The organism is Sulfurimonas sp. HSL3-1 (assembly GCF_039645995.1).
GTDB classification, from domain to species: Bacteria; Campylobacterota; Campylobacteria; order Campylobacterales; family Sulfurimonadaceae; genus Thiomicrolovo; species Thiomicrolovo diazotrophicus.
In genome coordinates, this window is sequence record NZ_CP147920.1 from 1446907 (window position 1) to 1467486 (window position 20580).

The 20580-nt window shown below is 56.1% G+C and carries 24 protein-coding genes; 7 read left to right on the forward strand and 17 right to left on the reverse strand.

Going from position 1 to position 20580, the window contains the following annotated elements:
- The first annotated feature begins 129 nt into the window (after positions 1–129).
- Positions 130–1581: an acetyl-CoA carboxylase biotin carboxylase subunit gene (locus WCY31_RS07410; protein ID WP_345969186.1), complete on the forward strand. Its 1452-nt coding sequence runs from the start codon at positions 130–132 to the stop codon at positions 1579–1581.
- Positions 1582–1725: 144 nt separating this feature from the next.
- Positions 1726–1971 carry a hypothetical protein gene (locus WCY31_RS07415; protein WP_345969187.1) on the forward strand — a complete coding sequence of 82 codons (246 nt, stop codon included), beginning with the start codon at positions 1726–1728 and terminating at the stop codon, positions 1969–1971.
- A 16-nt stretch (positions 1972–1987) separates the two neighbouring features.
- Here the strand turns inward: WCY31_RS07415 and nifT are convergent, their stop codons facing one another.
- Genes nifT through WCY31_RS07435 form a run of 4 tightly spaced genes read right to left on the reverse strand, consistent with a single transcriptional unit; the run spans position 1988 to position 5983 of the window.
- Positions 1988–2209 (reverse strand): putative nitrogen fixation protein NifT, encoded by a 222-nt coding sequence (gene nifT, locus WCY31_RS07420; RefSeq protein WP_231018245.1) that lies wholly within the window; start codon positions 2207–2209, stop codon positions 1988–1990.
- Between the two features lie 27 nt (positions 2210–2236).
- Positions 2237–3901: an L-aspartate oxidase gene (locus tag WCY31_RS07425; RefSeq protein WP_345969188.1), complete on the reverse strand. Its 1665-nt coding sequence runs from the start codon at positions 3899–3901 to the stop codon at positions 2237–2239.
- Entirely contained in the window at positions 3891–5012 is a 1122-nt protein-coding gene (locus WCY31_RS07430) for an aldo/keto reductase (RefSeq protein WP_345971904.1), read from the reverse strand. The genes WCY31_RS07425 and WCY31_RS07430 overlap by 11 nt, the downstream gene beginning before the upstream one ends.
- Complete coding sequence (locus WCY31_RS07435) at positions 5012–5983, reverse strand: iron-sulfur cluster assembly scaffold protein (protein WP_345969190.1); 972 nt, start codon at positions 5981–5983, stop codon at positions 5012–5014. The genes WCY31_RS07430 and WCY31_RS07435 overlap by 1 nt, the downstream gene beginning before the upstream one ends.
- Positions 5984–6145: 162 nt before the next feature.
- Here WCY31_RS07435 and WCY31_RS07440 point away from each other — a divergent pair, with 162 nt between their 5' ends.
- The gene (locus WCY31_RS07440) at positions 6146–6541 is read left to right on the forward strand and encodes a P-II family nitrogen regulator (RefSeq protein WP_231018251.1); all 396 of its coding nucleotides are present in this window, start codon (positions 6146–6148) and stop codon (positions 6539–6541) included.
- Positions 6542–6544: 3 nt separating this feature from the next.
- Here the strand turns inward: WCY31_RS07440 and rpoN are convergent, their stop codons facing one another.
- The 9 genes from rpoN to nifN form a co-directional block, all read right to left on the reverse strand.
- A complete protein-coding gene (gene rpoN, locus WCY31_RS07445) occupies positions 6545–7813 on the reverse strand; it encodes an RNA polymerase factor sigma-54 (protein WP_345969191.1) in 1269 nt (422 codons plus the stop codon).
- A 147-nt stretch (positions 7814–7960) separates the two neighbouring features.
- Positions 7961–8251 carry a 2Fe-2S iron-sulfur cluster binding domain-containing protein gene (locus WCY31_RS07450; RefSeq protein ID WP_345969192.1) on the reverse strand — a complete coding sequence of 97 codons (291 nt, stop codon included), beginning with the start codon at positions 8249–8251 and terminating at the stop codon, positions 7961–7963.
- A 15-nt stretch (positions 8252–8266) separates the two neighbouring features.
- Positions 8267–8647 carry a 2Fe-2S iron-sulfur cluster-binding protein gene (locus WCY31_RS07455; RefSeq protein ID WP_231018255.1) on the reverse strand — a complete coding sequence of 127 codons (381 nt, stop codon included), beginning with the start codon at positions 8645–8647 and terminating at the stop codon, positions 8267–8269.
- A 68-nt stretch (positions 8648–8715) separates the two neighbouring features.
- On the reverse strand, positions 8716–9132 hold the full coding sequence (locus tag WCY31_RS07460) for a nitrogen fixation protein NifZ (RefSeq protein ID WP_345969193.1): 417 nt from the start codon (positions 9130–9132) through the stop codon (positions 8716–8718).
- 123 nt (positions 9133–9255) lie between these two features.
- Entirely contained in the window at positions 9256–9636 is a 381-nt protein-coding gene (locus WCY31_RS07465) for a nitrogenase-stabilizing/protective protein NifW (RefSeq protein ID WP_345969194.1), read from the reverse strand.
- Between the two features lie 87 nt (positions 9637–9723).
- The gene (locus tag WCY31_RS07470; protein ID WP_345969195.1) at positions 9724–10242 is read right to left on the reverse strand and encodes a flavodoxin; all 519 of its coding nucleotides are present in this window, start codon (positions 10240–10242) and stop codon (positions 9724–9726) included.
- A 23-nt stretch (positions 10243–10265) separates the two neighbouring features.
- The gene (locus WCY31_RS07475) at positions 10266–10721 is read right to left on the reverse strand and encodes a NifX-associated nitrogen fixation protein (protein WP_231018261.1); all 456 of its coding nucleotides are present in this window, start codon (positions 10719–10721) and stop codon (positions 10266–10268) included.
- Positions 10722–10765: 44 nt separating this feature from the next.
- Positions 10766–11224 carry a nitrogen fixation protein NifX gene (nifX, locus tag WCY31_RS07480; protein ID WP_345971905.1) on the reverse strand — a complete coding sequence of 153 codons (459 nt, stop codon included), beginning with the start codon at positions 11222–11224 and terminating at the stop codon, positions 10766–10768.
- A 17-nt stretch (positions 11225–11241) separates the two neighbouring features.
- Entirely contained in the window at positions 11242–12558 is a 1317-nt protein-coding gene (gene nifN, locus WCY31_RS07485; protein WP_345971906.1) for a nitrogenase iron-molybdenum cofactor biosynthesis protein NifN, read from the reverse strand.
- A 189-nt stretch (positions 12559–12747) separates the two neighbouring features.
- Between nifN and WCY31_RS07490 the strand changes: the two genes are divergently transcribed.
- Together WCY31_RS07490 and WCY31_RS07495 are read left to right on the forward strand one after the other, a co-directional pair.
- On the forward strand, positions 12748–13323 hold the full coding sequence (locus tag WCY31_RS07490; protein ID WP_345971907.1) for a YceI family protein: 576 nt from the start codon (positions 12748–12750) through the stop codon (positions 13321–13323).
- A 7-nt stretch (positions 13324–13330) separates the two neighbouring features.
- Positions 13331–13933 carry a TetR/AcrR family transcriptional regulator gene (locus tag WCY31_RS07495; protein ID WP_345971909.1) on the forward strand — a complete coding sequence of 201 codons (603 nt, stop codon included), beginning with the start codon at positions 13331–13333 and terminating at the stop codon, positions 13931–13933.
- Positions 13934–13982: 49 nt separating this feature from the next.
- On the opposite strand, the gene WCY31_RS07500 is transcribed toward WCY31_RS07495, so the two are convergent.
- From WCY31_RS07500 to WCY31_RS07510, 3 genes are all read right to left on the reverse strand, one after another.
- Positions 13983–14396: a hypothetical protein gene (locus WCY31_RS07500; protein ID WP_345969200.1), complete on the reverse strand. Its 414-nt coding sequence runs from the start codon at positions 14394–14396 to the stop codon at positions 13983–13985.
- 221 nt (positions 14397–14617) lie between these two features.
- Positions 14618–15985 carry a nitrogenase iron-molybdenum cofactor biosynthesis protein NifE gene (gene nifE / locus WCY31_RS07505; RefSeq protein ID WP_345969201.1) on the reverse strand — a complete coding sequence of 456 codons (1368 nt, stop codon included), beginning with the start codon at positions 15983–15985 and terminating at the stop codon, positions 14618–14620.
- Positions 15986–16173: 188 nt separating this feature from the next.
- Positions 16174–16455, reverse strand: coding sequence for a hypothetical protein (locus WCY31_RS07510; protein WP_345969202.1), 282 nt, complete (start codon positions 16453–16455; stop codon positions 16174–16176).
- A gap of 110 nt (positions 16456–16565) precedes the next feature.
- On the opposite strand from WCY31_RS07510, the gene WCY31_RS07515 reads away from it, so the two are divergent.
- Entirely contained in the window at positions 16566–17372 is an 807-nt protein-coding gene (locus WCY31_RS07515) for a hypothetical protein (protein ID WP_345971910.1), read from the forward strand.
- 49 nt (positions 17373–17421) lie between these two features.
- Complete coding sequence (locus WCY31_RS07520) at positions 17422–19368, forward strand: diguanylate cyclase (RefSeq protein ID WP_345969204.1); 1947 nt, start codon at positions 17422–17424, stop codon at positions 19366–19368.
- 13 nt (positions 19369–19381) lie between these two features.
- On the opposite strand, the gene WCY31_RS07525 is transcribed toward WCY31_RS07520, so the two are convergent.
- Positions 19382–20437, reverse strand: a complete 1056-nt coding sequence (locus WCY31_RS07525; protein ID WP_345971911.1) for a hypothetical protein — start codon at positions 20435–20437, stop codon at positions 19382–19384.
- Between the last annotated feature and the right edge of the window lie 143 nt (positions 20438–20580).

Below are 20580 nucleotides of genomic sequence, written 5' to 3' on the forward strand. Positions count from 1 at the left end.
AAAGAAAAAAACTCACATTATAAGCCAAGAAAAAAAGCATGAAATAGAAAGAAATAATTTTCGGAACCCTCTAAAATGTCTCCATCCTTTTGAAACAGGATGCCCGAAGGCGTCCGAAACGGAGTCATCATGCAAACGATTACGAAAATTCTGGTCGCCAACCGCGGCGAGATCGCCCTGCGCATTATCCGTGCCTGCAAAGAGCTGGGCATTACCAGCGTCGCCATGTTTTCCGAAGTCGACGCCGAGGGGATCTGGGTCCGCAAGGCCGACGAGGCCTACCCCATCCTGGGCAACGCCCTGCAGGCCTACCTGGACTATGACCGCATCATCTCGCTGGCAAAGAAAGCGGGCTGCGACGCCATCCACCCCGGCTACGGTTTTCTCAGTGAAAACGCCGAGTTCGCCGACGCCTGTACCCGTGCCGGGATCATCTTTATCGGCCCGAAGGCGGAGCACATCATGCTCTTCGGCGACAAAACGGCCTCCAAGGCGGCGATGAAGGCGATCGGCGTCCCCGTTATCGAGGGGACCCAGACGGCCATTACCGACAAGAAAGAGGGCGCGCGCGTCGCGGCGGAGATCGGTTTCCCCGTCATTATCAAGGCGGCGTTCGGCGGCGGCGGGCGCGGGATGCGCATTGTGCGCAAAGAGAAAGAGTTCGATGAGCTGTTCGACTCCGCGACGAACGAAGCGAAAAAGTTCTTCGGCAAAGGGGATGTCTTTATCGAAAAATACGTCGAGAACCCGCGCCATATCGAGGTACAGATCATCGCCGACAAGTACGGCAACGTCGTGCACCTCGGCGAGCGCGACTGCTCCATCCAGCGCCGCCACCAGAAGGTGATCGAGATCGCGCCCTCCCCCCGTCTGAACGATGCGGTCCGCAAGGAGATCTTCCGCATCTCCACCAAGGCGATGTTCCGGCTGGGATACGAAAGTGTCGGTACCATCGAGTTCCTCGTCGATGAAGCGGACACCGTCTTCTTTATCGAGATGAATACCCGCGTCCAGGTGGAGCACCCCGTGACGGAGCTGATCTCCGGCATCGACATCATCCAGCGCATGATCGAGATCGCCGCGGGGGACAAACTCCGCTTCCTGCAGGAGGAGATCATCTTCCGGGGCTACGCCATCGAGTTTCGCATCAACGCCGAAGACCCCCAGAAACAGTTCTTCCCCTCCTGCGGAAAGATCACCAACTACATGGCCCCCGGCGGCCCCGGCGTGCGCCTCGACACGAGCCTCTACGCCGGCTACGTCATCCCGCCCGATTACGACTCCATGATCGGCAAGCTCATTATCTGGTCCCTGGACTGGGAGGGGGCTGTCCGCAAAGCGCGCCGCGCCCTGGACGAATTCTATATCGACGGGCTGCCGACGAACATCCCGCTGCACAAGGCGATCGTCCGCGACCAGGACTTCATCGACGGGCGTTTCACCACGGCATACCTGGACGAGAAACTGGACAAGTTCAACCTCGACGCGATCAACTGCATCAAAAAAGAGGAAGAGCGTATGGATCAGATCAACAAGCTGATCGGCACGATCAAACAGAACAACCTCTCCATCCGCCACTGACCCTACGAAGCCGCCCCTCTCCCCGGGGCGCACCCTCATATCATATTTTTTATTATGTGCAGAAATTAATTTGTATATTATTTGATCAATTTACTTTTTTATGTGGTAATATTTTGCGTGTTTATCTTACTAACGAGGTGTTCCTTGACCACAAAAATCATCTTTTCCGACGGAAAAGTACAGTTCATTGACAGTGCCGACACGGCATTTTGCAGCAAACTCAAAGATGCGCAGAGCGACAAAGGCATCAACGACCTGCTCTCTCAGCATATCGGCAGTTTTGCTCTGTGTGAAGAAATGGATGTCGGTGAGGTAGAGTGTACGGTGGATCTGCTGAAGAAAAAGCAATCGAGCATCAAACGCATGAAGCGGGCGTTCGGCGGGCACTAGGCCCGCAATGTAGTCATTAGTCCTCGCCGCGGGTAATGATCTTTGCGTCGACTTCGTCGGGGAGGTTCTTCGGCCCCGGTTTGATGTACCATACGTCACCGTTGGTCAGGCTAACGTTTCCGCCCCACTTCTCATCGCTGTCAAATTCCAGCTCCTTGATGATCTCCTCCATGTCCTTTTTTGCCACGTAAAAGAGGATCTGTCCGTCCCCGTTGTCTCTTAACATTACTTTTGCCATTGTTTTTCCTTTGTTGTTAGATGGATATCAGACTTTGATAGAAGCCAGAACCTTTTTTGTATGATGCCATAAACCACCCCGCACGACCCGCTCGAAAGAGATCTTCAGGTAATCGCGCCCGATCAGTTTGATGTAGGAGGCCGCATTGAAATAGCGGTCGTCGCGCTCGGGATAGTCGACACGGTAATGCACCCCCCTGCTCTCCTTGCGTTTGAGCGCCGAAAGGATCATCGCCTCGGCGATAGTCAGCGCATTCTCGAACTCCAGAATGGAGGCCAGCTCGACATTGTTGTCGCGCTCCTTGTGAATGCAGTGCAGCCCGTGTTTTCTGCCCATCAGATAGTGGGAGTATTCCAGCGCACTGGAGAGCGTCTCTTCGCTGCGGAAAACCCCCGCGTCGCGAAAGAGCGACGCACCGAGGTTCTTGCGCATCGCGTTGATGTTATAAAGGTTGTCTCCATCCAAGATCAGCTCCACGCGCCGACTCTCTTTGTCCACGTCGCGGTAGTCGATGGGCCGGAACTCCCGGCGTCGGGCGTAGCGCGCGGCTTCAATCCCGGACATCCGGCCGAAGTAGGCCCCCTCCAGCAGAGAGTTTCCGCCGAGGCGGTTCGCCCCGTGTACCCCCGTCACGGCGCATTCGCCGCAGGCGAAGACCCCCGGCATATCCGTCGACGTATCGTCGCGCGTCCAGATGCCGCCGATGGTGTAGTGCGCAGACGGGGTGATCGGCAGCAGCTCGGTGGTGATATCTATGCCCGCGCCGTTGAGAGCCATTTTCCGTGCCGAAGGGAGCTTGGCGTCGATAAGCGCCTCGTCGAGATGGCGGAAATCAAGGTAGACCGTATGCCCTTCGCGCATGTGCTCGGTGATGGCGCGGGAGAGCTTGTCGCGGGTCTGCAGTTCGTCGGTGAAGCGCGTGCCCGTCTCGTCGACAAGGTAGGCCCCCTCGCCACGCGCCGCTTCGCTGATCAGCGAACCGTTCGTTGCCAGGGTCGTCGGGTGGAACTGCACGAACTCCATATTGGAGAGGCGCAGGCCCGCCCGCAGCCCCGCCGCGATGACGTCGCCCGAGCTCTCCTGGGCGTTGGTGGAGTGCCCGCGGAAGATCCCCGCGTACCCGCCGCCGGCAAGAATGAGCGATTTGCAGGCGAAAGCGATCACCTGCGAGTCCCGGCGCCGCAGTACGGTGACGCCGGAGAGCTTCTCTTTGAAACTGCAGATGTTGAGGAACTTGTGGTTGGCGAGGATATGTACCCCTTCGTTGCGGCACTGCATCAGCAGGGTCTGCACGATGGCCGAACCCGTCCGGTCGGCGATGTAGCAGGTACGGTTCGCGCTCGCGCCCCCGAAGGGACGCTGGGCGATGGCGCCCTCCTCGTCCGTATCGAAACCGACGCCCATCTCCTGGAGCTCCTGCACGATCTCCGGGGCCTGGGCGCACATTTTGCGGATATTCCCGAGATTCGCCAAACCGTCCGAACCGTCGAAGGTGTCGGAGACATGGCGCTCGACCGAATCGTATTCGTTGACGTTGATAACGGCGTTGATGCCGCCCGAAGCGACGGCGGAGTTGGAGCGGAACGGGTTGCTTTTGGTCAGGACGGCGACGTGACAGCCGGCGCGTTTGGCAAAGAGTGCTGCATGTAAACCTGCGATCCCGCTTCCGACGACGATCACATCATACAGCATACTCACCCTTTACGACACGCTGCACCGTCTCCTGGGGCAGCTGCGGCACATAGGCCAGCAGCAGGTTGTCCTCGACGTGCTGCGGATCGACGGCCCCGAAGAGCGCGCTCATGATCCCACCGGAACGGGCGAACTGCAGCGCACTGATAATGTCCGTGAGTTCGCCGGTACCCATCATCTCGCCCAGGCGGCTGTCGAACTTTCCTTTGAAGAGGTTCATCTGCAGCAGCGACGACGCCGCGAAACACTGCAGCCCGTAGCCGTAAGCCGCCTGCAGCAGCGTATAGTAGCGCCCGTCGGGGCCCTTCTGGTTGGCGTAGCTGTACGCGTGCGGCTTGGCAAGGTTGAACGGCACTTCCAGGAAGCGCAGGTGGTGATCCTTGCCCCCGACCTCTTCGGCGATGGCGACGATGTCTCTGAGGCTGAGGTACTCGGTGTGTCCCTCTTCGTACAAAAAGCCGTTCCACGCCGCAATGCCGTAATGGCGGATCTTGCCCTCCGCCACCAGTGCTTCAAAGAGCTTGAACGCCTCGGCGATGCGCAGGCGCAGCGTCATGTAATCCACGTAGCCCAGCTGGGTCTCCGGGTTGTGGAGGAAGAGCGCGTCCAGGGTCTCGATGCCCAGGTTCTGGAGCGACCTCTCGACGCTCCAGCGCAGGAACTTGGGGTTCATGCAGTGCTGGTCGACGACAATGTCGTCCTTGGTCGCCAGTCCCGCCTCGAGCATGTTCTTGTTGATCCAGTCGTAGGGATCCGGGAAAGGGAACTCCAGGGGGATGAATCCCGCTTTGGAGGTGATAAACAGTTGTTCGCGGGTCGCTTTGCCCTCTGCAAAAAGCTCGGCCAGTGCCTCGCCGATCTCACGCTCGCTCATCTGGTAGCGGTAGTTGATCGCCGTATCGATGACGTTGATGCCGTTGAGCACCGCCGTCTTCACCGCATCTTTGTAGTTGAGAACATAGTTCTCTTCGCGGTAGGGCTCTTTGCGGAAGGTCCCGAGCCCCATCGACGAGAGGAAGGCCTCGCCGTTGAAGCGGAAGAAGTCCCGACTGTATTTCGGGAACTGTTTCAGGTAGCCGAATGTTCCTTCTTTGGTCGCGTATGAGGCCATTAAGTAACGATTACCTTGATCGGGGCTTTGAGTTTGAAGTTGAGCATGTCTTCGATACCCGCCAGCGTCGTCGTCGTATTCATAGAACAGCTCATACATTCGCCCTGGTACTTGATGAGGACATCCCATTTGCCTTCGTTCTCAACGATATCGAGCAGTTCGACGTCGCCGCCGTCGGCTTTGAGGGTCGGACGGATATACTCTTCGAGAATAGACTCGACCGCTTTGATCTTCTGGACAAGGCCCATGGATTCGAACGTACCATCGCCTTTTGCTTCGATGATCTTGCGGCTTTTGTCTTCGGCAGCCATTTCCTCGAGCGCCTGCTCGAGCAGGTCGACGAGGTAGACGTCTTTCTTCTCGTGACCACCCTCTTTGACACAGGATTTACAGAAACCGCCGGCCTTGGTATAGTCGGTGATCTCCTCGACGGATTTGAGCTTGTTGAGTTTGATAACTTCCATGATCGTGTCCTGAGTGATACGGGCACATTCACAGATGATGAACTCATCCTCGAAACTCTCCATGTCGACACCCTTGTAGATGGAAGCCGCTTTTTTGATAACGTCGTAAGCCATAACGGAACAGTGCATCTTCTGTCCCGGTACCGCCGGCACGTCCGGATCGTCACGGAGCGCTTTTTCGACGTCGATGTTCGTAATTTTCAGAGCATCGTCGACGGTCTTGCCCATACAGAGTTCGGCCATCATATCAGAACTGGCGATCGCCGTACCGCAACCGAAACTTTTGAACTTGCTGACCTTGATCGTATCCGTCGCCGGGTCGATCAGCCAGTAAAGGCGTACGGCGTCGCCGCAGCTCTCTGCACCGAAATCGGCGATAACGAGTTTGTCCTCGCCGGCATCGGCCTCGGTCAGCTCACCCATATTAATAGGATCGTTCATTCTACGCTGTACTTCGGTTGAGTACTCCTCCCAGAGTGCTCCGCCGATCAAATCATCTCTAGCCATTGTGTGACCCCTTTTTGAAAAAGATTTCTACCGGCCATTATGCAAATGGCGTTCCAGTTGAGCCCCCCTGCCGAAAAACATTTTCAATGACAAAAATGTCACCCTGTAACATCGGGAACATCTTATGCAGAGTTTATAGTAATCCCTATAAAAGGATCAGCCATGTACCAGCTGACTGCCATCTTCAACCGCAGTTGCCTCAGTGACGTGTTACTGGAGCTCAAAGAGCGCGCCATCGAGGGCGTTACCATCAGTGAGGTCATCGGAAAAGGCGGCGTCGCGTTCGACGACGCGGGTCCGGTTGAACTCGATGAGAACATCCGCCTCGACATTGTCGTCTCGAACGAACTCTTCAAAGAGGCGGCCAAAGAGGCGATCCGATGCAATACCCGCGATCTCGGCAAGGGAAGCGGCAAGATGTGGGTCACCCCGGTCCTGGAAGTCGAACGGATCCGTACCGGGGAGACCAACGAAGCTGCCCTGCGCCACAACGACAGCGACGAGCGCGCCCTGCACTTCGACAGCTACTACACCGCGATTGATACGCCCGCGAGCTGAGCCTCAGCTCTCGGCCAGCTTATAGAGAAAGCGCCGCTCTTTGAAGGGCGGTATCTCCAGCTCCTGACGGTACTTCGCGATGGAGCGCCGCACCATCGAAATCCCGAAACGCGCCTCGATCTTCTCATGCAGGATCTTGTCGCTGAAGGGTTTGTCATGGTCCTCGCTTTTGACCAGCCGCTCCAGGAAATGTTTGATCTCCGCCGTGGAAACGTTCCCGATGGCATTGGAGAAGAACTCTTTGAAGGCGAACACCCCCCGCTCCGTCTCCAGGTATTTGTCGCTGATGGCCCGGGAGATCGTCGATTCGTTAAAACCGAGCTCGTCCGCGACGTCCTGGAGTTTCAGCGGCTGAAGCTCCCCGCCCATGAAGAAAGCGTACTGTTTCTCCAGCAGGACCAGCGTGACGTTGTAAAGGGTCGCTTTGCGCAGGTCGAGCAATTTGACGAGTTCGCGCGCCTCTTTGAATTTCTGTTTGGCAAAATTGTCGTACTTGTCGATCTGCGTCACTTTGAGGTCGGGGTAGAAAGCGTTGTTCATCTTGATAATGAACTCGCCGCCCTCGAACGCGACGTAAAGGTCGGGCAGAACCGGCGGTTCACTCTCCATGTACTCCAGCGCCGGCGGATTCTTCAGGTGGCTGATCACCTCTTTCGCATCCCCCAGGCGCGGGTGGTTGACAAACTTCTCCATGGACTCGAAGCGGGTGATCATCGCGCTGACGAGAATGCTCAGTTCGTCATCCATCTCGACGTCGTTGAGCTGGAACAGGAACGACTCCTTGTAGTCCTTGGCCCCGACGCCCGAAGGCTCCAGGTAGGCAAAACGCTGGCGCACCTTCTCGACCTGCTGCATGTCCGTATCGCACTGCTCCGCGATCTCCTTGATCGACCCCTCGAAGTACCCTTCGTCACTGATGTAATAGATAATCTGGCGGGCGATCTTCTGGGAGATCGGTGTCGGAAAGAGCGGTGCGGCGATCTGCTCGTCGAGCTTTTCATAAAGAGACTGGGCAGAGACGCTCAGCCACTCGATTTCGTCGCTGGAGGCGTTTGAAACGTGGTTCTGGTACTCCATGTAGGCACGGTGAGAACGGTCCGAAGAGCTCTCCGAGACTTCGAAGCCCGACGAAACTTCAAGACAGGGGTTTTCACTCGAGATGACCTGCAGGTGTTTGTCCAGGTCCGAAAGCGAACACTGTAGCAGCGGCAGCCATGTCTGCATGGAGAGGCGCGGCAGCTGTTTCTGTTTGAGGTTTAAAGCTTGTTTCATCGTCTAATCATACCTCTGCTGCTAAAAATGTGATACGAGAATGTGAATAATTTTTGTGCATTCGGCTGTAAAAATGCAAATTTTGTTCTAAGGGTTTCGAAAATGTAGGAAGAAAAGGAGTCCGGAGGGGAAAACCCTCCGGGAGAATTAGTACTTCAGACGGACCAGACCGTTCGGCTGAGCAATTTTCATCTGGCAGGCCAGACGTGCTTTCGGGTTGGATTCGTTCAGCGTTTTCATGACAGCTTTTTCTTTGTCAGTCACGTCGCTGAGGAAGTCCATACCGGACTCAACGAAGACCACACAGGTCCCGCATTCGCCGTCACGGCAACCAAACGGCAGGGCAGAACCTGACGCTTCAACAATGTCCTGAATCGTTTTACCCGGCTTAACGTTGATCGCCAGGAAGTCATTCATAATTTCTACACGTGTTGTCATTCAATACTCCTTTTTTTACTCGAACGGTTTAACAATAATGTCGCTTCTTACAATGCACTGGCATGCAAGGCGAACGGGGGTTTGACGGTTGAATTGCTGGGCAACTTCCGCCTCTTTCTTTGTGATCGCAGCCATCTCGACCAGTGTCTCGAGCTCTTTGTCTTCCATATAGTAAGACTGGGCATGCGCATCATAGTCTTCGGTCGTAGGGTTCATAGTCTCTTCGACGCTCAGATCTTCGATCTTTACCGCACAACTACCGCACGTCCCGTCCTTGCACTCGGTCGGGATCTTCACGCCGTTGCTTTCCGCTACACGCAGAAGCACGTCGCCCGTGCGGGCCTGTACACGCTTGTCCATGCCATCGCCAAATCCGCAAAAAATGACGTTTGCCATGTTGTTCTCCTTCGTTTAATCCCTCGCTACATCATGGCTGATGCATCAAGTTCGTCAATACCCAAAATTCAGGCCATGTCTCCTTCGTCTTGGGATTGCGCCCCTTTTGCGGCGAGTTCGGCAGCTTCTTTTTCTGCAGCAGCTTTGGCGAGTTTTTCCGCTTCGCGCTTCGCACGGTGCTCGCGGATCCAGCGCAGCTCGTCCTCCACTTCGTCGTAACCGTCTTCCTCTTCGACGGCGACCAGTTCGCCTTCGCGGCAGCCGAAGGTAGAGCCTTCCTCGATGAACTTGACGTCATAGACGCGAATAACCTGGAGGAAATCGCCGATATTCGTGACGTACCCCTCGGCGCCCGGTTCGATCAGGATACCGTCTCTTGGGTGGAACGGGTTCGTACCGTCATTGCGGATCGCCTTCGTGATTTTGACGCGCTGTCCGATCCGGAAAACCGGAAGAATGGCATCTTTTTTTGAAGGGGATATCATTTTGCTATCAGCAGTCGACATTTTATTTTCATCCATGGCTTACCTCCTATATTTTGAACTGTTGTTGCGGACCGCTTTTGGCAATCTACCCGTGGCAATCCGAAAAACGTGAAAACGGCTTCGTTAGTTGAAGCTGAGATCCGCCTGGCTTGTGCAGGCGTGAACCCCATTGCTCACTTCCTCTACGTCGCTACAGCTGTCGGACGTCGAACACGTTCCGCAACCGCTCTCTTTTCCGAACATATCCCACACGTCCGCTGCGGACGGGGCATAGCCGTTCTCAAAATTCTTATACACGGTGATGAGTGCGAACTTATAGTATTCAAGCATTTTCTCATCACCTTCGAGCTCGCTTCCGATGGCGCGGTCCATCATCGCTCCGAACTCTTTCAAGATATGAAAGCGTTTAACGTATACCAAACGCTCGTCATAATCAAGATCGAAAAAATCAAAGTAATCTTCGGCATCAGTCAACGATTGAAACTCTTCAAGCGTACCCATCATTCATCCTTTCTAAGTGATTTGCAATTTCGATTCTTTAGTTTCTAGACAACAGAATCGTTTAAGAGAGGCTGTAGAAACAATTTCGTCCTACAGTCCCATCTCCTGTTTGAGCTGAGAGGCCCAGCTGCTGACACGATCTTCGGTCAGATCTTCCTGGTTGATCTTGTCGATCGCAAGTCCGACGAACTTGCCGTCTTTCTCGGCAGCGGAAAACTTATAGGTATAACCTTCCGTCGGCCAGTATCCGAATTCGGTATTGGCACCGAGCTGGGCGAAAAGGGTTTTGAACTTCACCAGGGCGCTGACAAACTCCTCGCCGTGGGTGTCCTGGTCGCCGGCACCGAAAAAGGCGACTTTTTTGCCACTGAAATCGGGTGTTTCGCTCTCAAGCTCCATTATGGGGTCAACCCAGTCGCGCTGCGGGTCGCCCTGACCCCAGGTAGAAGAACCGATCAGCAGGACGTCAAAATCGTCGAACTGCTCGAGATCGTCGAAATCCTCTTCCATATTGATGAGCTCTGCTCCCTCAAACTGCTCTTCGAGCAGTTCCGCTACTTCCTGTGTCGCACCGGTACTACTACCGACGAAAATACCTACGTTTGCCATATGTGTCTCTCTCCTTGTTGTAATTAAGCTTTGTCTTTGCAGGGTTTGTACTGTTCAAAAATGTCGAACGCTTTGTCCAGCAGTTTCTGCCCGTCCTCGTACAGTTTGTCGAGGGTGCGGTAGCTGAAGCGGTGCGCATCTTTGAAGTACTTGTCCACCAGGACGATCTTGTCTGCGATGACGATACAGCGTCCGAAGCCCTCGTGGCTCATCTCCATAACGACATTGCACATGACGCCCGTCTTGCGCTCGAACTGCAGGGCGATCGCTTTGTAGATCATCTTGATCTCACCGATGAGCATCTCGTCGATATCCGCGATGATCGGGATCTCCTTGAGCTGCTCTTTCGTCTTGACGTATTTTTTCGTCAGGAGCTCTTCGTCGCTCATTTTCGCCCAGTTACCGAACTGGTCCGTCGCGCGCAGCTGACGGATCAGCTCCTCGGTGAATGCATTGATTTCAAGTGCCGTATCGGTCATAGTTTTCCTTCGTTTAGATTGAAATTATTTGGTATTGCTGCCGTTTACTCGACGGCCCAGCGCGCCAGGCGCGGGTCTTCGACGGTTTCCATGTTGATGATCCGCTTGACCCACGGCGGCGGGTTGCCGTTAATCATCTTGACCAGTTCCTCCAGGATCTCCTCGATCGCCCGGGGGTCCGGGACCTTCATCGGGTTGATGCCCGCGCGGATCACCTTCGCCGCCGCCGTACCGCCGATGGATTCGACGTACATGATGTTGATTCCCGCAAGGCACTGCACCTTGAAGTCGGTCTTGTCGTCGCCCGTCAGTCCGCTGGTGTCCGATTTGATCACCCCGTTGAGCTCATAGCCGTCTTTGGAAACGTTGTAGACGACAAACTCCTTCGCTCCGCCGAAGTGCGCATTGACCGTCTCCATATCCTTTGACGCAAAGGCGACTTTCATCGCGTTTTCAAGTGTGCCGGTGCTCTCGACGCTGATCTTCGTACTTTCACCCATCATGACCCCTTCAATTCAGTTTAGTGTTCGCCGTGCCGGACATGACGCAGCGTATTCGCCGCTTCGAAAAGAAAGAAACAGCTTCCTTCGTAAAGCTGATCGTTCTTAAGCTGATTGCCGAGTTCCTCGTAATTCGGGAAGCCCCGCAGCATCAGCCCGGCATGGCTTTTGTCATCCATATGCAATAATCGTTCCGCATGGAAATTGCTGATGACGAGATCGGCGTTTTTAAAGTGCTGCGCCGCATCTTCAAGGTCCCCGACAAAGATGTGTTCGGCCTCGATCTTCTCGAGAATCGGACTGTAGGTCGTTGCGACAACGGTATCGATAATACCGCCGACGCTCTGCAGCAATTCGCAGATGCCGATGCACGCATCGGGCTCCCCGGTCACGATGAAACGGGCGCCGCCGACCAGGAAGTGGCTGTCGAGCATCACGTCCTGCAGGCGGCCGCGCCAGCGCTTCATGAGCGGCGGCGGATCGATCTGTCTTATCTTCATCAGTTCCGCGACAAAATTGTCATTATTTTCCAGCCCCATCAGGTGGTCGAAATGGATGTGGCAGACGGCGGGGTTCTTCTTCTGCAGCGCCTCGGCGCCCACTTTCATGGAGCTGCCGATGGTGATGACCGTCTCCGTGTCGCCGAGGGCCACGATATCGTCGATGCCGATGCCCCCTGTGGCCAGTTTGCCCTGCCCCTCGCTGAGGTAGCCGTCGAGGGAGGTGGAGAGATCCGGGAACGCGAGGGTCTCGAACCCGAAGTTCTCGCACATCTCCTTGATCTTCTCGATCTCGCCGGGCTGGATGCCCACATGCGGCATCAGCACGAGCTTGTTGGGCTTGCACTCCGTCGCCGGTTCGGTGTGCTGGTCGACAAGCGCCTTGACCGTGAGGGCCCAGCCGCTCTCCATCCCCCCTTCGAAGTCGGGCGTATTGACGTAGCAGTAGGGGATCTCGATATGCATCCCGACCCCGCGGACGTCATCACCCTTCGTCTCCGTCAGCCCCGTCGTATGCAGGCCGATGAGTTCGGGCTTGAGCTTGCTCTTCTTGGTGATATTGTCGATAGCAAGCAGAATGGAGTAATCTCCCCCGTCAAGTACGGCGGTAATATCGCTGACCGAGGTGTTGTACATCGCGATCGGCTCGTTGAAGTGCTTGGTATAAAAGACTTTGGTATAGGAGGCACACCCCTGCGAGGCGTGCATCAGCGGCAGGCAGTTGCGGATACCCATAAAGGCAAGCGCCGCCCCCATCGGCTGCGAATGCTTGATGGGATTGACCTGCAGCGGCTTGTGTTCTTTCCTATTGAGTTCGAAGTCGGCTTCTTGAGACATGGCCCCTCCTTAATATAGAGAAGCATCTGCATTTCGCGTTCTCGCAGCCCTTTTTCGATAGAAATTATCATATTAGTGCAATTACTCTTGACATGCATGGAAAAAGAGAGTAAAGTTTTAGAGTAAATACACTAAAAGACACCTCTGAGCACCCTCTGTGGAGCCAGGAGATGCCAAAAAGGATACGAAATGAAAATCTACACTCGCATGTTGGGAGCCGCCGCGGCGCTCTCCCTCTCCACCTCCCTGCTCCTTGGCGCCGTCTACGACGTCGATCCGACCCACTCGAACGTCGGCTTCAAGATCCGCCATATGATGATCAGTAACGTCAACGGACGCTTCGCCGAATTCAGCGGGAACTACGATCTGGAAGGCAAAGTGCTCAAAGCGCTCTCCGGCACCATCAAGAGCGCCAGCGTCGATACGGACAACGCCAAACGCGACGACCATCTCCGCAGCGCCGACTTCTTCGACGTGGCGAAGTACCCGGAGATCACCTTTACCATGACCAGCTTCGACGGCGATAGCGTGACGGGAGAGCTGACGATCCACGGGGTCACCCGCAGCGTCACCCTGGAAGCGGAAGTGTCGGGGACCATCAAGGACCCGTGGGGCATGACCCGCAGCAGCATCATTCTGGAGGGGAGCATCAAACGCAGCGACTTCGGACTGACCTATAACCAGGTGCTCGAAGCGGGCGGTGTGGCACTGAGCGACAAGGTGAAGATCACCATCGAGCTCGAGGGGATCGCCAAGCCGGTATAATGCCGCCATGGGAACGAAAAAGAAAATCCTTGCCGGGGCGCTGAAGCTCTTCAACGAGAGCAATACGCAGGCCGCGACGACGAACCATATCGCCGCGGCGCTCGGGATGAGCCCCGGCAATCTCCATTACCACTTCAAAAACCGCGAAGCGATCATTCTTCGGCTCTACGAGGAGATGAAAGCCCAGACGGAACTGGCCACGGAAGCCCTCCCCGGCTCCATCGGCGCGCTGCACGAGCACATGCTGCACCTCGGCCGGGTCTACTGGGAGTACCGCTTTTTCCACCGCGAGCTGCTCTTTCTGCTCTCGCGCGACCCGGAACTCAAAGCCCTCTATGTCCGGGACAACCTGGCCCACCGCGAACGCATCCTGCGCGTGCTCACCAACCTTGTGGAAAACGGTTGCCTGCAGGTGCCTTACGCAAACGTCCTCGAGCACCTCGCCGACACGACCCTCCTGGCCACACAGTTCTGGATCCCCTTCCTCGAAACCCTCGGCACGCCGCTTGATGAACGCAATGTGGAGGGAATGTTTACGCACGTTCAGGGCGCAATGCGCCCCTACCTGACCCCCAAGGGCCTCAAGGCACTCGCCGACCTCGTCGCATAGCGCACGGGCGGCGCCGCTTCGCTGTTACCGAAAAAAAGGGAAGGACCGTTTAGGTACGGCCGTCGAGGATCTGTTCGCTGTCGATGCGTTTGCGGGGGTTTTTTCGAATTTCGACCAGGATCTGCTGCAGGCGGCTGAGCACGATCTGGGCGTTTTTCGACGTGTCGAAGCTGTCCATGGCGATGTAGGTGGTGTCGTTGCGGAAATGATCGTCAAGCTTGCAGAGCAGGTTCTGGCTAGCCTTGTGGGCACGGGCCGAGTCCGTAAAGTCGAAGACGATGAAGTAGTGGTTGTCATCGATCTTCTCTAGGTGGTCCGAGAGGCGCAAGAAACCGCCGAGGGTCTGAATGTCCAGCGGTTCGGTGTGGTGCAGGAGCGCGAAGGTCACATCGACGCCGTAGCGTTCATAAATATAATAGTGTTTTTTTATCAGCACTTCAAAGCGTTGAGCTGTTTCACTCATTGCAGTCTTACCTTTACCAGTATTGTATTCGTGTCATTCATTATAACGACAAACATACAACTTTTATCAGAGTTTCTTCAATATATTTTGTGAATAAAGGATTATAGCAAAAAAATGTGATAGCAACTTAATCTCCCGGGAAACGTTATGCTTCCCGGAGAACCTTTGCCGAAAACCGTGACACGGATCGGAAGCGCAAAGGCTGTCTCGCTAGTCGCGGATCAGCCGACTTCCCAGGGCGCTTTGGCCGAAACATTGGCGAACACCGGGTTCGCGAAGGCGGACTTGAGGTCCTCGGCGAGATTGATGAGTCCGTTGTAGCCGCCGTAGGAGGTCTTCTTCTCCTGGTTGACGTCGATGAAGGAGATCTTCTTCTTGATCGCCGTGTAGAGGCTCCGTCCCCCGGCGAGGAGGATGTGGGCACCCCGTTCGTCGATCACCTTGGACTGCTGCGCGGCGGGCTTGTCCATCAGCACACCGTCCTCACCGAGGTATTCGCGCGCCTTTTCGATGTCGTCCGCCGTTGACTTCTTGATAGAGGTCGCCACAACCTCGATGCCGAGGTCCTGCAGGCCCGACGCGATGGACCACGCCTTGTTCCCGCCGGTATTGAGGACAGCTTTTTTGCCTTTGAACATCCGGCGATAGGGCTCCAGGGCGAGGTCGAGTTTCGCCTCTTCCTCGTCGATCAGGCGTTCGGCCTTCTCGATCAGTTCCGGGTCGCCGAGCCCTTTGACGATCTCGCGGATGGCGAAGGTCGTGTCGCGCTTGCCGTAGAAGGAGACGGAGACCCAGGGGATGTCCCACTTCTCGTTCATCTTGCGCACCAGCGTCACCAGCGACTTGGCACAGACGATGACGTTGAGCTTCGCGCGGTGGGCCGTACGAATGTCGCCGACCCGGCCGTCGCCGCTCATGGAGGCGAGAACGCGGATGCCGAGCTTTTCGAACATCGGCATATACTGCCACATATCGCCGGTGACATTGTAGTCGCCGATCAGGTTGATGTCGTACTTCGTCGTATATTCCGGCTCCTTGGTGCCGATCAGGTGCTCCAGCACCGCCTCGCCCGCCAGGCGCGAACCGAGGTTCTTGCCCCCGACAAAGCCCGGCGCATGCACCGGGACAACCGGCACGCCGTGCTTCTCGCTGCCGAGTTTGCAGGTCATGTCGATGTCATCGCCTACCAGCGCCGTGACACAGGTGGAGTAGACGAAGATCGCTTCGGGTTTGTAGTGTTCGACAACGTAGTCGATGGAGTCTTCCAGGCGCTTGTCTCCGCCGAAGATGACGTCGTTCGTCGTGATCCCCGTCGTGAAGCCCATAAAGGTGTGGTTGCGTCCGTTGTAGGAGCTCAGGCTCTCGCGGGTCTCCCAGGAGGCCCCGAGACAGGTCTGCGGGCCGTGTACGAGGTGGACGGCGTCCGCATAGGGAAAGAGCGAGATCTGTGCGCCGTCAAAGGCGCACCCTCCTGCCGCAAGGCCCGGTTTGGGCTTGTCGCACCCCTCGCCGGGTTTTTTGTCTTTACTGTGCGAACAGGCACTCTCGTTCAACAACTCTTTGATCTTTGCGCGGTTTACCATTGCCATAATGTCATCCTTCCTATGGAATTTTCATAGTCAGAAAGCTGCTCATCCGCTTGCTTTTCGCTATAGATTTTCTTGTCAAAGCGATATGCAATATATGTACCTGTAGCGGTTTTTTGGGAGGGGTTATCAGTTAGCGGGGTGGCCGTAGCCGTCAAAATGCCGGGCGCGCCCGGCGGGGTGCCGGGGGATTACTCCGCGTCGGCGACGGGGTCGGTCGTTTCGACGACTTCCGGCTCGGTGACCGTCTCTTCGACACCGTTTTGGTGCTTGTACTGGTGCTGCGCCTGCGTCATATTGCGGACCTGGTACTGGTAGCGCATCTGGCTCTGCATCTGCTGCTGCATCATTGCCGCGCCGCGCTGCATCGTTGCCGTGCCCGCACCTGCACCCGCACCCGGGCCCTGCTGCGCCATTGCCGCCGTGGAAGCGACCAGTGCCGCTGCTGTCAATGCCATGATTGTCTTTTTCATCCTATGTCCTTTTTCTGTTGGGATGCCGAAATTGTAGAGCAGGAGAGTGAGCGGAGTGTGAGAGATCGGGCGCAGTTTCGCTAAGATATGGCAAGACCCAAGGAGCCCCCATGCCCGCATCCGAAACGCCCGCCCCCTTCCTGCGCCGCCGCCGGAATCAACTCCTCATTGTCACGCTGTCGCTGCTGATGCTGCTGCTCTCCTTTACCGGCACCTTTGATAGGCCCGGGCGCGCGATCGTCGATAGCTCCTTTCAACAGGCCCTTGTCGTCTTTGGCACGGCCAAGTCCCTCAACGCCGTCATCTCAGTCATACAGGGCACCGAAGTCGGGCCGCCCGGCGTCACCCTCGCCGTGGGAGAGGTGCTCGACCCCGTCAACGACCTCATCGAACGCTTCTCCTGGATCATGCTGGCTTCCATCACCTCCCTGGGGATCCAGACGATCTTTATGAATATCGTCACAGACCCCCTTTTCAACTACCTGCTGCTCGCGCTCGTGCTCGCCTACAACCTCTGGCTCTTTGTCCGTTTTGAGCGCGACGAAAAACCCCGTACACTCCTGTTCAAGATCACCGTGATCATGGTCTTTCTGCGCTTTAGCGTGCCGCTTATGGCCCTCACCAACGACCTCGTCTACGCCCATTTTGTCCAACCCGAATACAATATTGTCGAACTCGACCGTGGGGTCACGGCGATCTCGGACGACATTGAGGGGTTCAAGAAAAGTTCGCACAGCCTCTTCAGTACCAGCTACTATACGGAGCAGGTCGAGCACTATAAGGCCGAGGCCAATGCCGCCGGCGACCAGATCGTCCGGCTGATCATCGCCTTCGTCTTCCAGACCGTCGTCTTTCCGCTGCTGTTTTTGTTCCTGCTCTACAAGTTCGTCTTGAGACTGTTCGATATCGGCAGGTAAAGTCCACCCCAAGGGAAAAAATTAATCATCCCTTTTATATACTGTAAATATGAACATTTATCACAAGAAACTGCATTGGGCACCGGCGTTGACATACCTGGTCTTTTTTGTGTTAAGTGCCCTGCTGATCCTCCTCTTCAGCCACGACATCCTCTCCGACCGCGTAAAGGGGCATCTCTCCGCCGAAAAAGAGCTGACGGAAACGACCTACCAGAGCATCATCGGCGGTTTCAAATCCCAGGCCGACATCATCTTCTACAACCGCATCAACGTCAAAGACGTCATCGATCTTTTCAAACAGGTGCCGTCGGCATCGGAGACGGAGCGCGCCGCGATCCGCCAACGGCTCTACGACCTCCTGCTCCCCGTCTACCGCAATCTCAGCCTCTACCACCTCAAGCAGATGCATTTCCATCTCAGCAACAACGAGAGCTTTCTGCGCTTTCACCGCCCCGAACGGTTCGGGGACGATCTGACCGGCGTGCGTGACAGCGTCGCCTATGTCAACAAGACGCACCAACCCGTCAGCGGCTTCGAAGAGGGGCGCATCTTCAACGGCTACCGTTTCGTCTACCCCCTCTTTGACGGAAACGACTACCTCGGCAGCGTCGAACTCTCCATCTCGATGCAGACCATCCTCGAAAGGATCCGCCACGACATCCATGCCGACACCGGTTTTATCATTCTCGCCGACACGGTAAAATCGAAAGTTTTTCCCGAAGAACAGAGCTATTATGTGCCCTCGCAACTGTTTGAAAATTACATGACCGAAAGAGTCCTGCTCCAGCGGCACGCTTCAAAAACGACGACGCTGCTCCGCGCCTACATCAAGCAGAACGGTTCCCTGGACGCGATGCTGGCCCGGGGGAAGGCCTTCAACTTCTTTGAAACCAACGACCGCGACCTCTACGCGATCACCTTCGTCCCCGTCGTCAATGCCATCTCCCGCAAAACCGTTGCCTACATCATCATCGACCGCAAGCATGGCGACCTCCAGGCCCGCTTTTTTCAGTACAAGGTCATGGCAGGCGTCGTCGTGGCCCTCCTGGCCCTGCTCTTCTACCTCCTCTACCGCGCCAACCTGCAGCGCAGTGCCATCGAAATCGACAAGCGCCAGCTGCAGTCGCTTATCGACCTGCAAAAAAACGTCGTCATCCTCACCGACGGCTATACACTGAAGTTCGCCAACCGCTTCTTCTTCGAGTCGTTCAGCTACGACTCCCTCGAGGAGTTCCTCAAGGAGCACGAGTGCATCTGCGAGCTTTTCATCGCCGACGAACGCTTTTTCCACCTTGGCAAGGTCCCCGACGGCAAGCAGTGGGTCAAAACACTGATGGAGACCCCCGCGACGCGGCGGATCGTCAAGATGCTCGACCGCGAGGGGACGCCCCGCGTCTACACCGTCACGATCAACCCCATCCCCGGGCAGCGCTACATTGTCGTCTTCACCGACATCAGTCTGACCATCCTCAACCAGCGGGAGCTCGAACGACGTGCCTCGCGGGACAAGCTGACCCGCGCCTACAACCGCGAATTCCTCGACGCCTCCTTCCACAAGCTCTGCCACTCATCCAATGCACAGCAGAAACTGCTGGGGGTCATCATGGTGGACCTGGACCACTTCAAGCGCGTCAACGACACCTACGGCCACAACCGCGGCGACGAAGTGCTCAAAACCTTCGTTGACGTTATCCGCCGCGCCATCCGTCAGGAGGACTTCATCATCCGCTGGGGCGGCGAGGAGTTCCTGCTGCTTATGATGGTCGACAGCCTCCATAGCCTGACCGCCATTGCGGAGGGGGTCCGCGAGCGTATCGAAACCGCGGCGTTCGCGGAGGTCGGGCAGATCACCGCGAGCTTCGGCGTCACCATCTACCATGAGGGGGACGACCTCAAAACCACCATCGCACGCAGCGACAAAGCCCTCTACGAGGCCAAGGCGTCCGGCAGAAACATCGTCGTCGTGGACGAGGCCATTACCGAGACTGCCGTTTAACAGCCGCGCCGCATCACCCTTCGTTGCCGTCGGCCGCGCCCCCCGCGATGTCGATCTTCTTCTTCTCCTTCGTCGCATAGGTCTCAACCTTGGTAATCATTTTTTCAAAGAGACCGGCCGAGTAGCCGAAGACCAGGGCGATGATCATCAACGCCGCGGAGGGGCACCCCTGCGACCCGCTGAGGATCTCTTTAAACAGCGTCCCGAAGATATCCACCTCGACAAACACGATCACAAGATAGAGGCCTGCCCATCCCGTCAGCACCCCGACCATCGGCGTCAGGAAGAGTGTGGACCATGAGAAGCCGTAATCATTCGGGATATCGGGTTTCTGGATCACGCTTCTGAGCTTGCTGAGCAGACCGCCTATTCCCCCTGCGACGAGCAGCAGTGCATTCTGCTCGACCCAGAGCAGCATCGCGATGAACAGAAGGGTAATATACGTCAGCCACATTGTCTTGTTCTGCCAATCGGCGAGCATCTCGAAATAGTCGTCGCGGTAGCTGTAATAGACGCGCCGTCCCTCCACCAGAAGCTGCTTCCGGCTCTTCTCCGTCGCCTCCTCTTTTTTGAGATTCAGTTCGATGCGTTTGGCCAGGCTCTTCGCCTCCGCCGAATCCAGTTCGGCAAGACGCAGGCGGGTAACCTCCAGCTCTTCGTTGATGTCCCCGATATCGTCGATGATGATGTTTTTTGCATTATGCAGCATGCGCCAGCCCGAGATGATCCGGCCCGAACTGATAAAGCATTTATCCAGTGCGTTCAGCCCCACGACCTTCTGCTCGATCATCTCGAGGATGCTCTTCTGCTCTGCAACCAATTTGCTCTGGGAGGGGGTGTCGGGATACGCGAGGGCCTGGGCCCGGAGCGACTGCAGTTCGGACTCGAGGCGCATCATCGACGGCGAGATGATCGCCCGGTACCTGAACACAAGCATCCCGATAAAGAAGAGCAGCAGGCCTACTCCGACAATCATATTGTCCAGATCGGACGTTCCCATCGTTTGAAGAGTACAGTACAGACTCGTATTGATGTCCTGGGTGGCATTGATATCGGTAGGCGATGGCATCGTCTCTTCTCCTGTCGGTTTATCTGCTGCTGACAGCGCAATAAGTTATTATATCCATTGTTTTATGTGTTTTATGATGAAGAGGCGGTTTAGCAAAGGGGAAAAAAGAGAGGCGGCAGTCCGGGGAATCCCGTCTGCCTGAG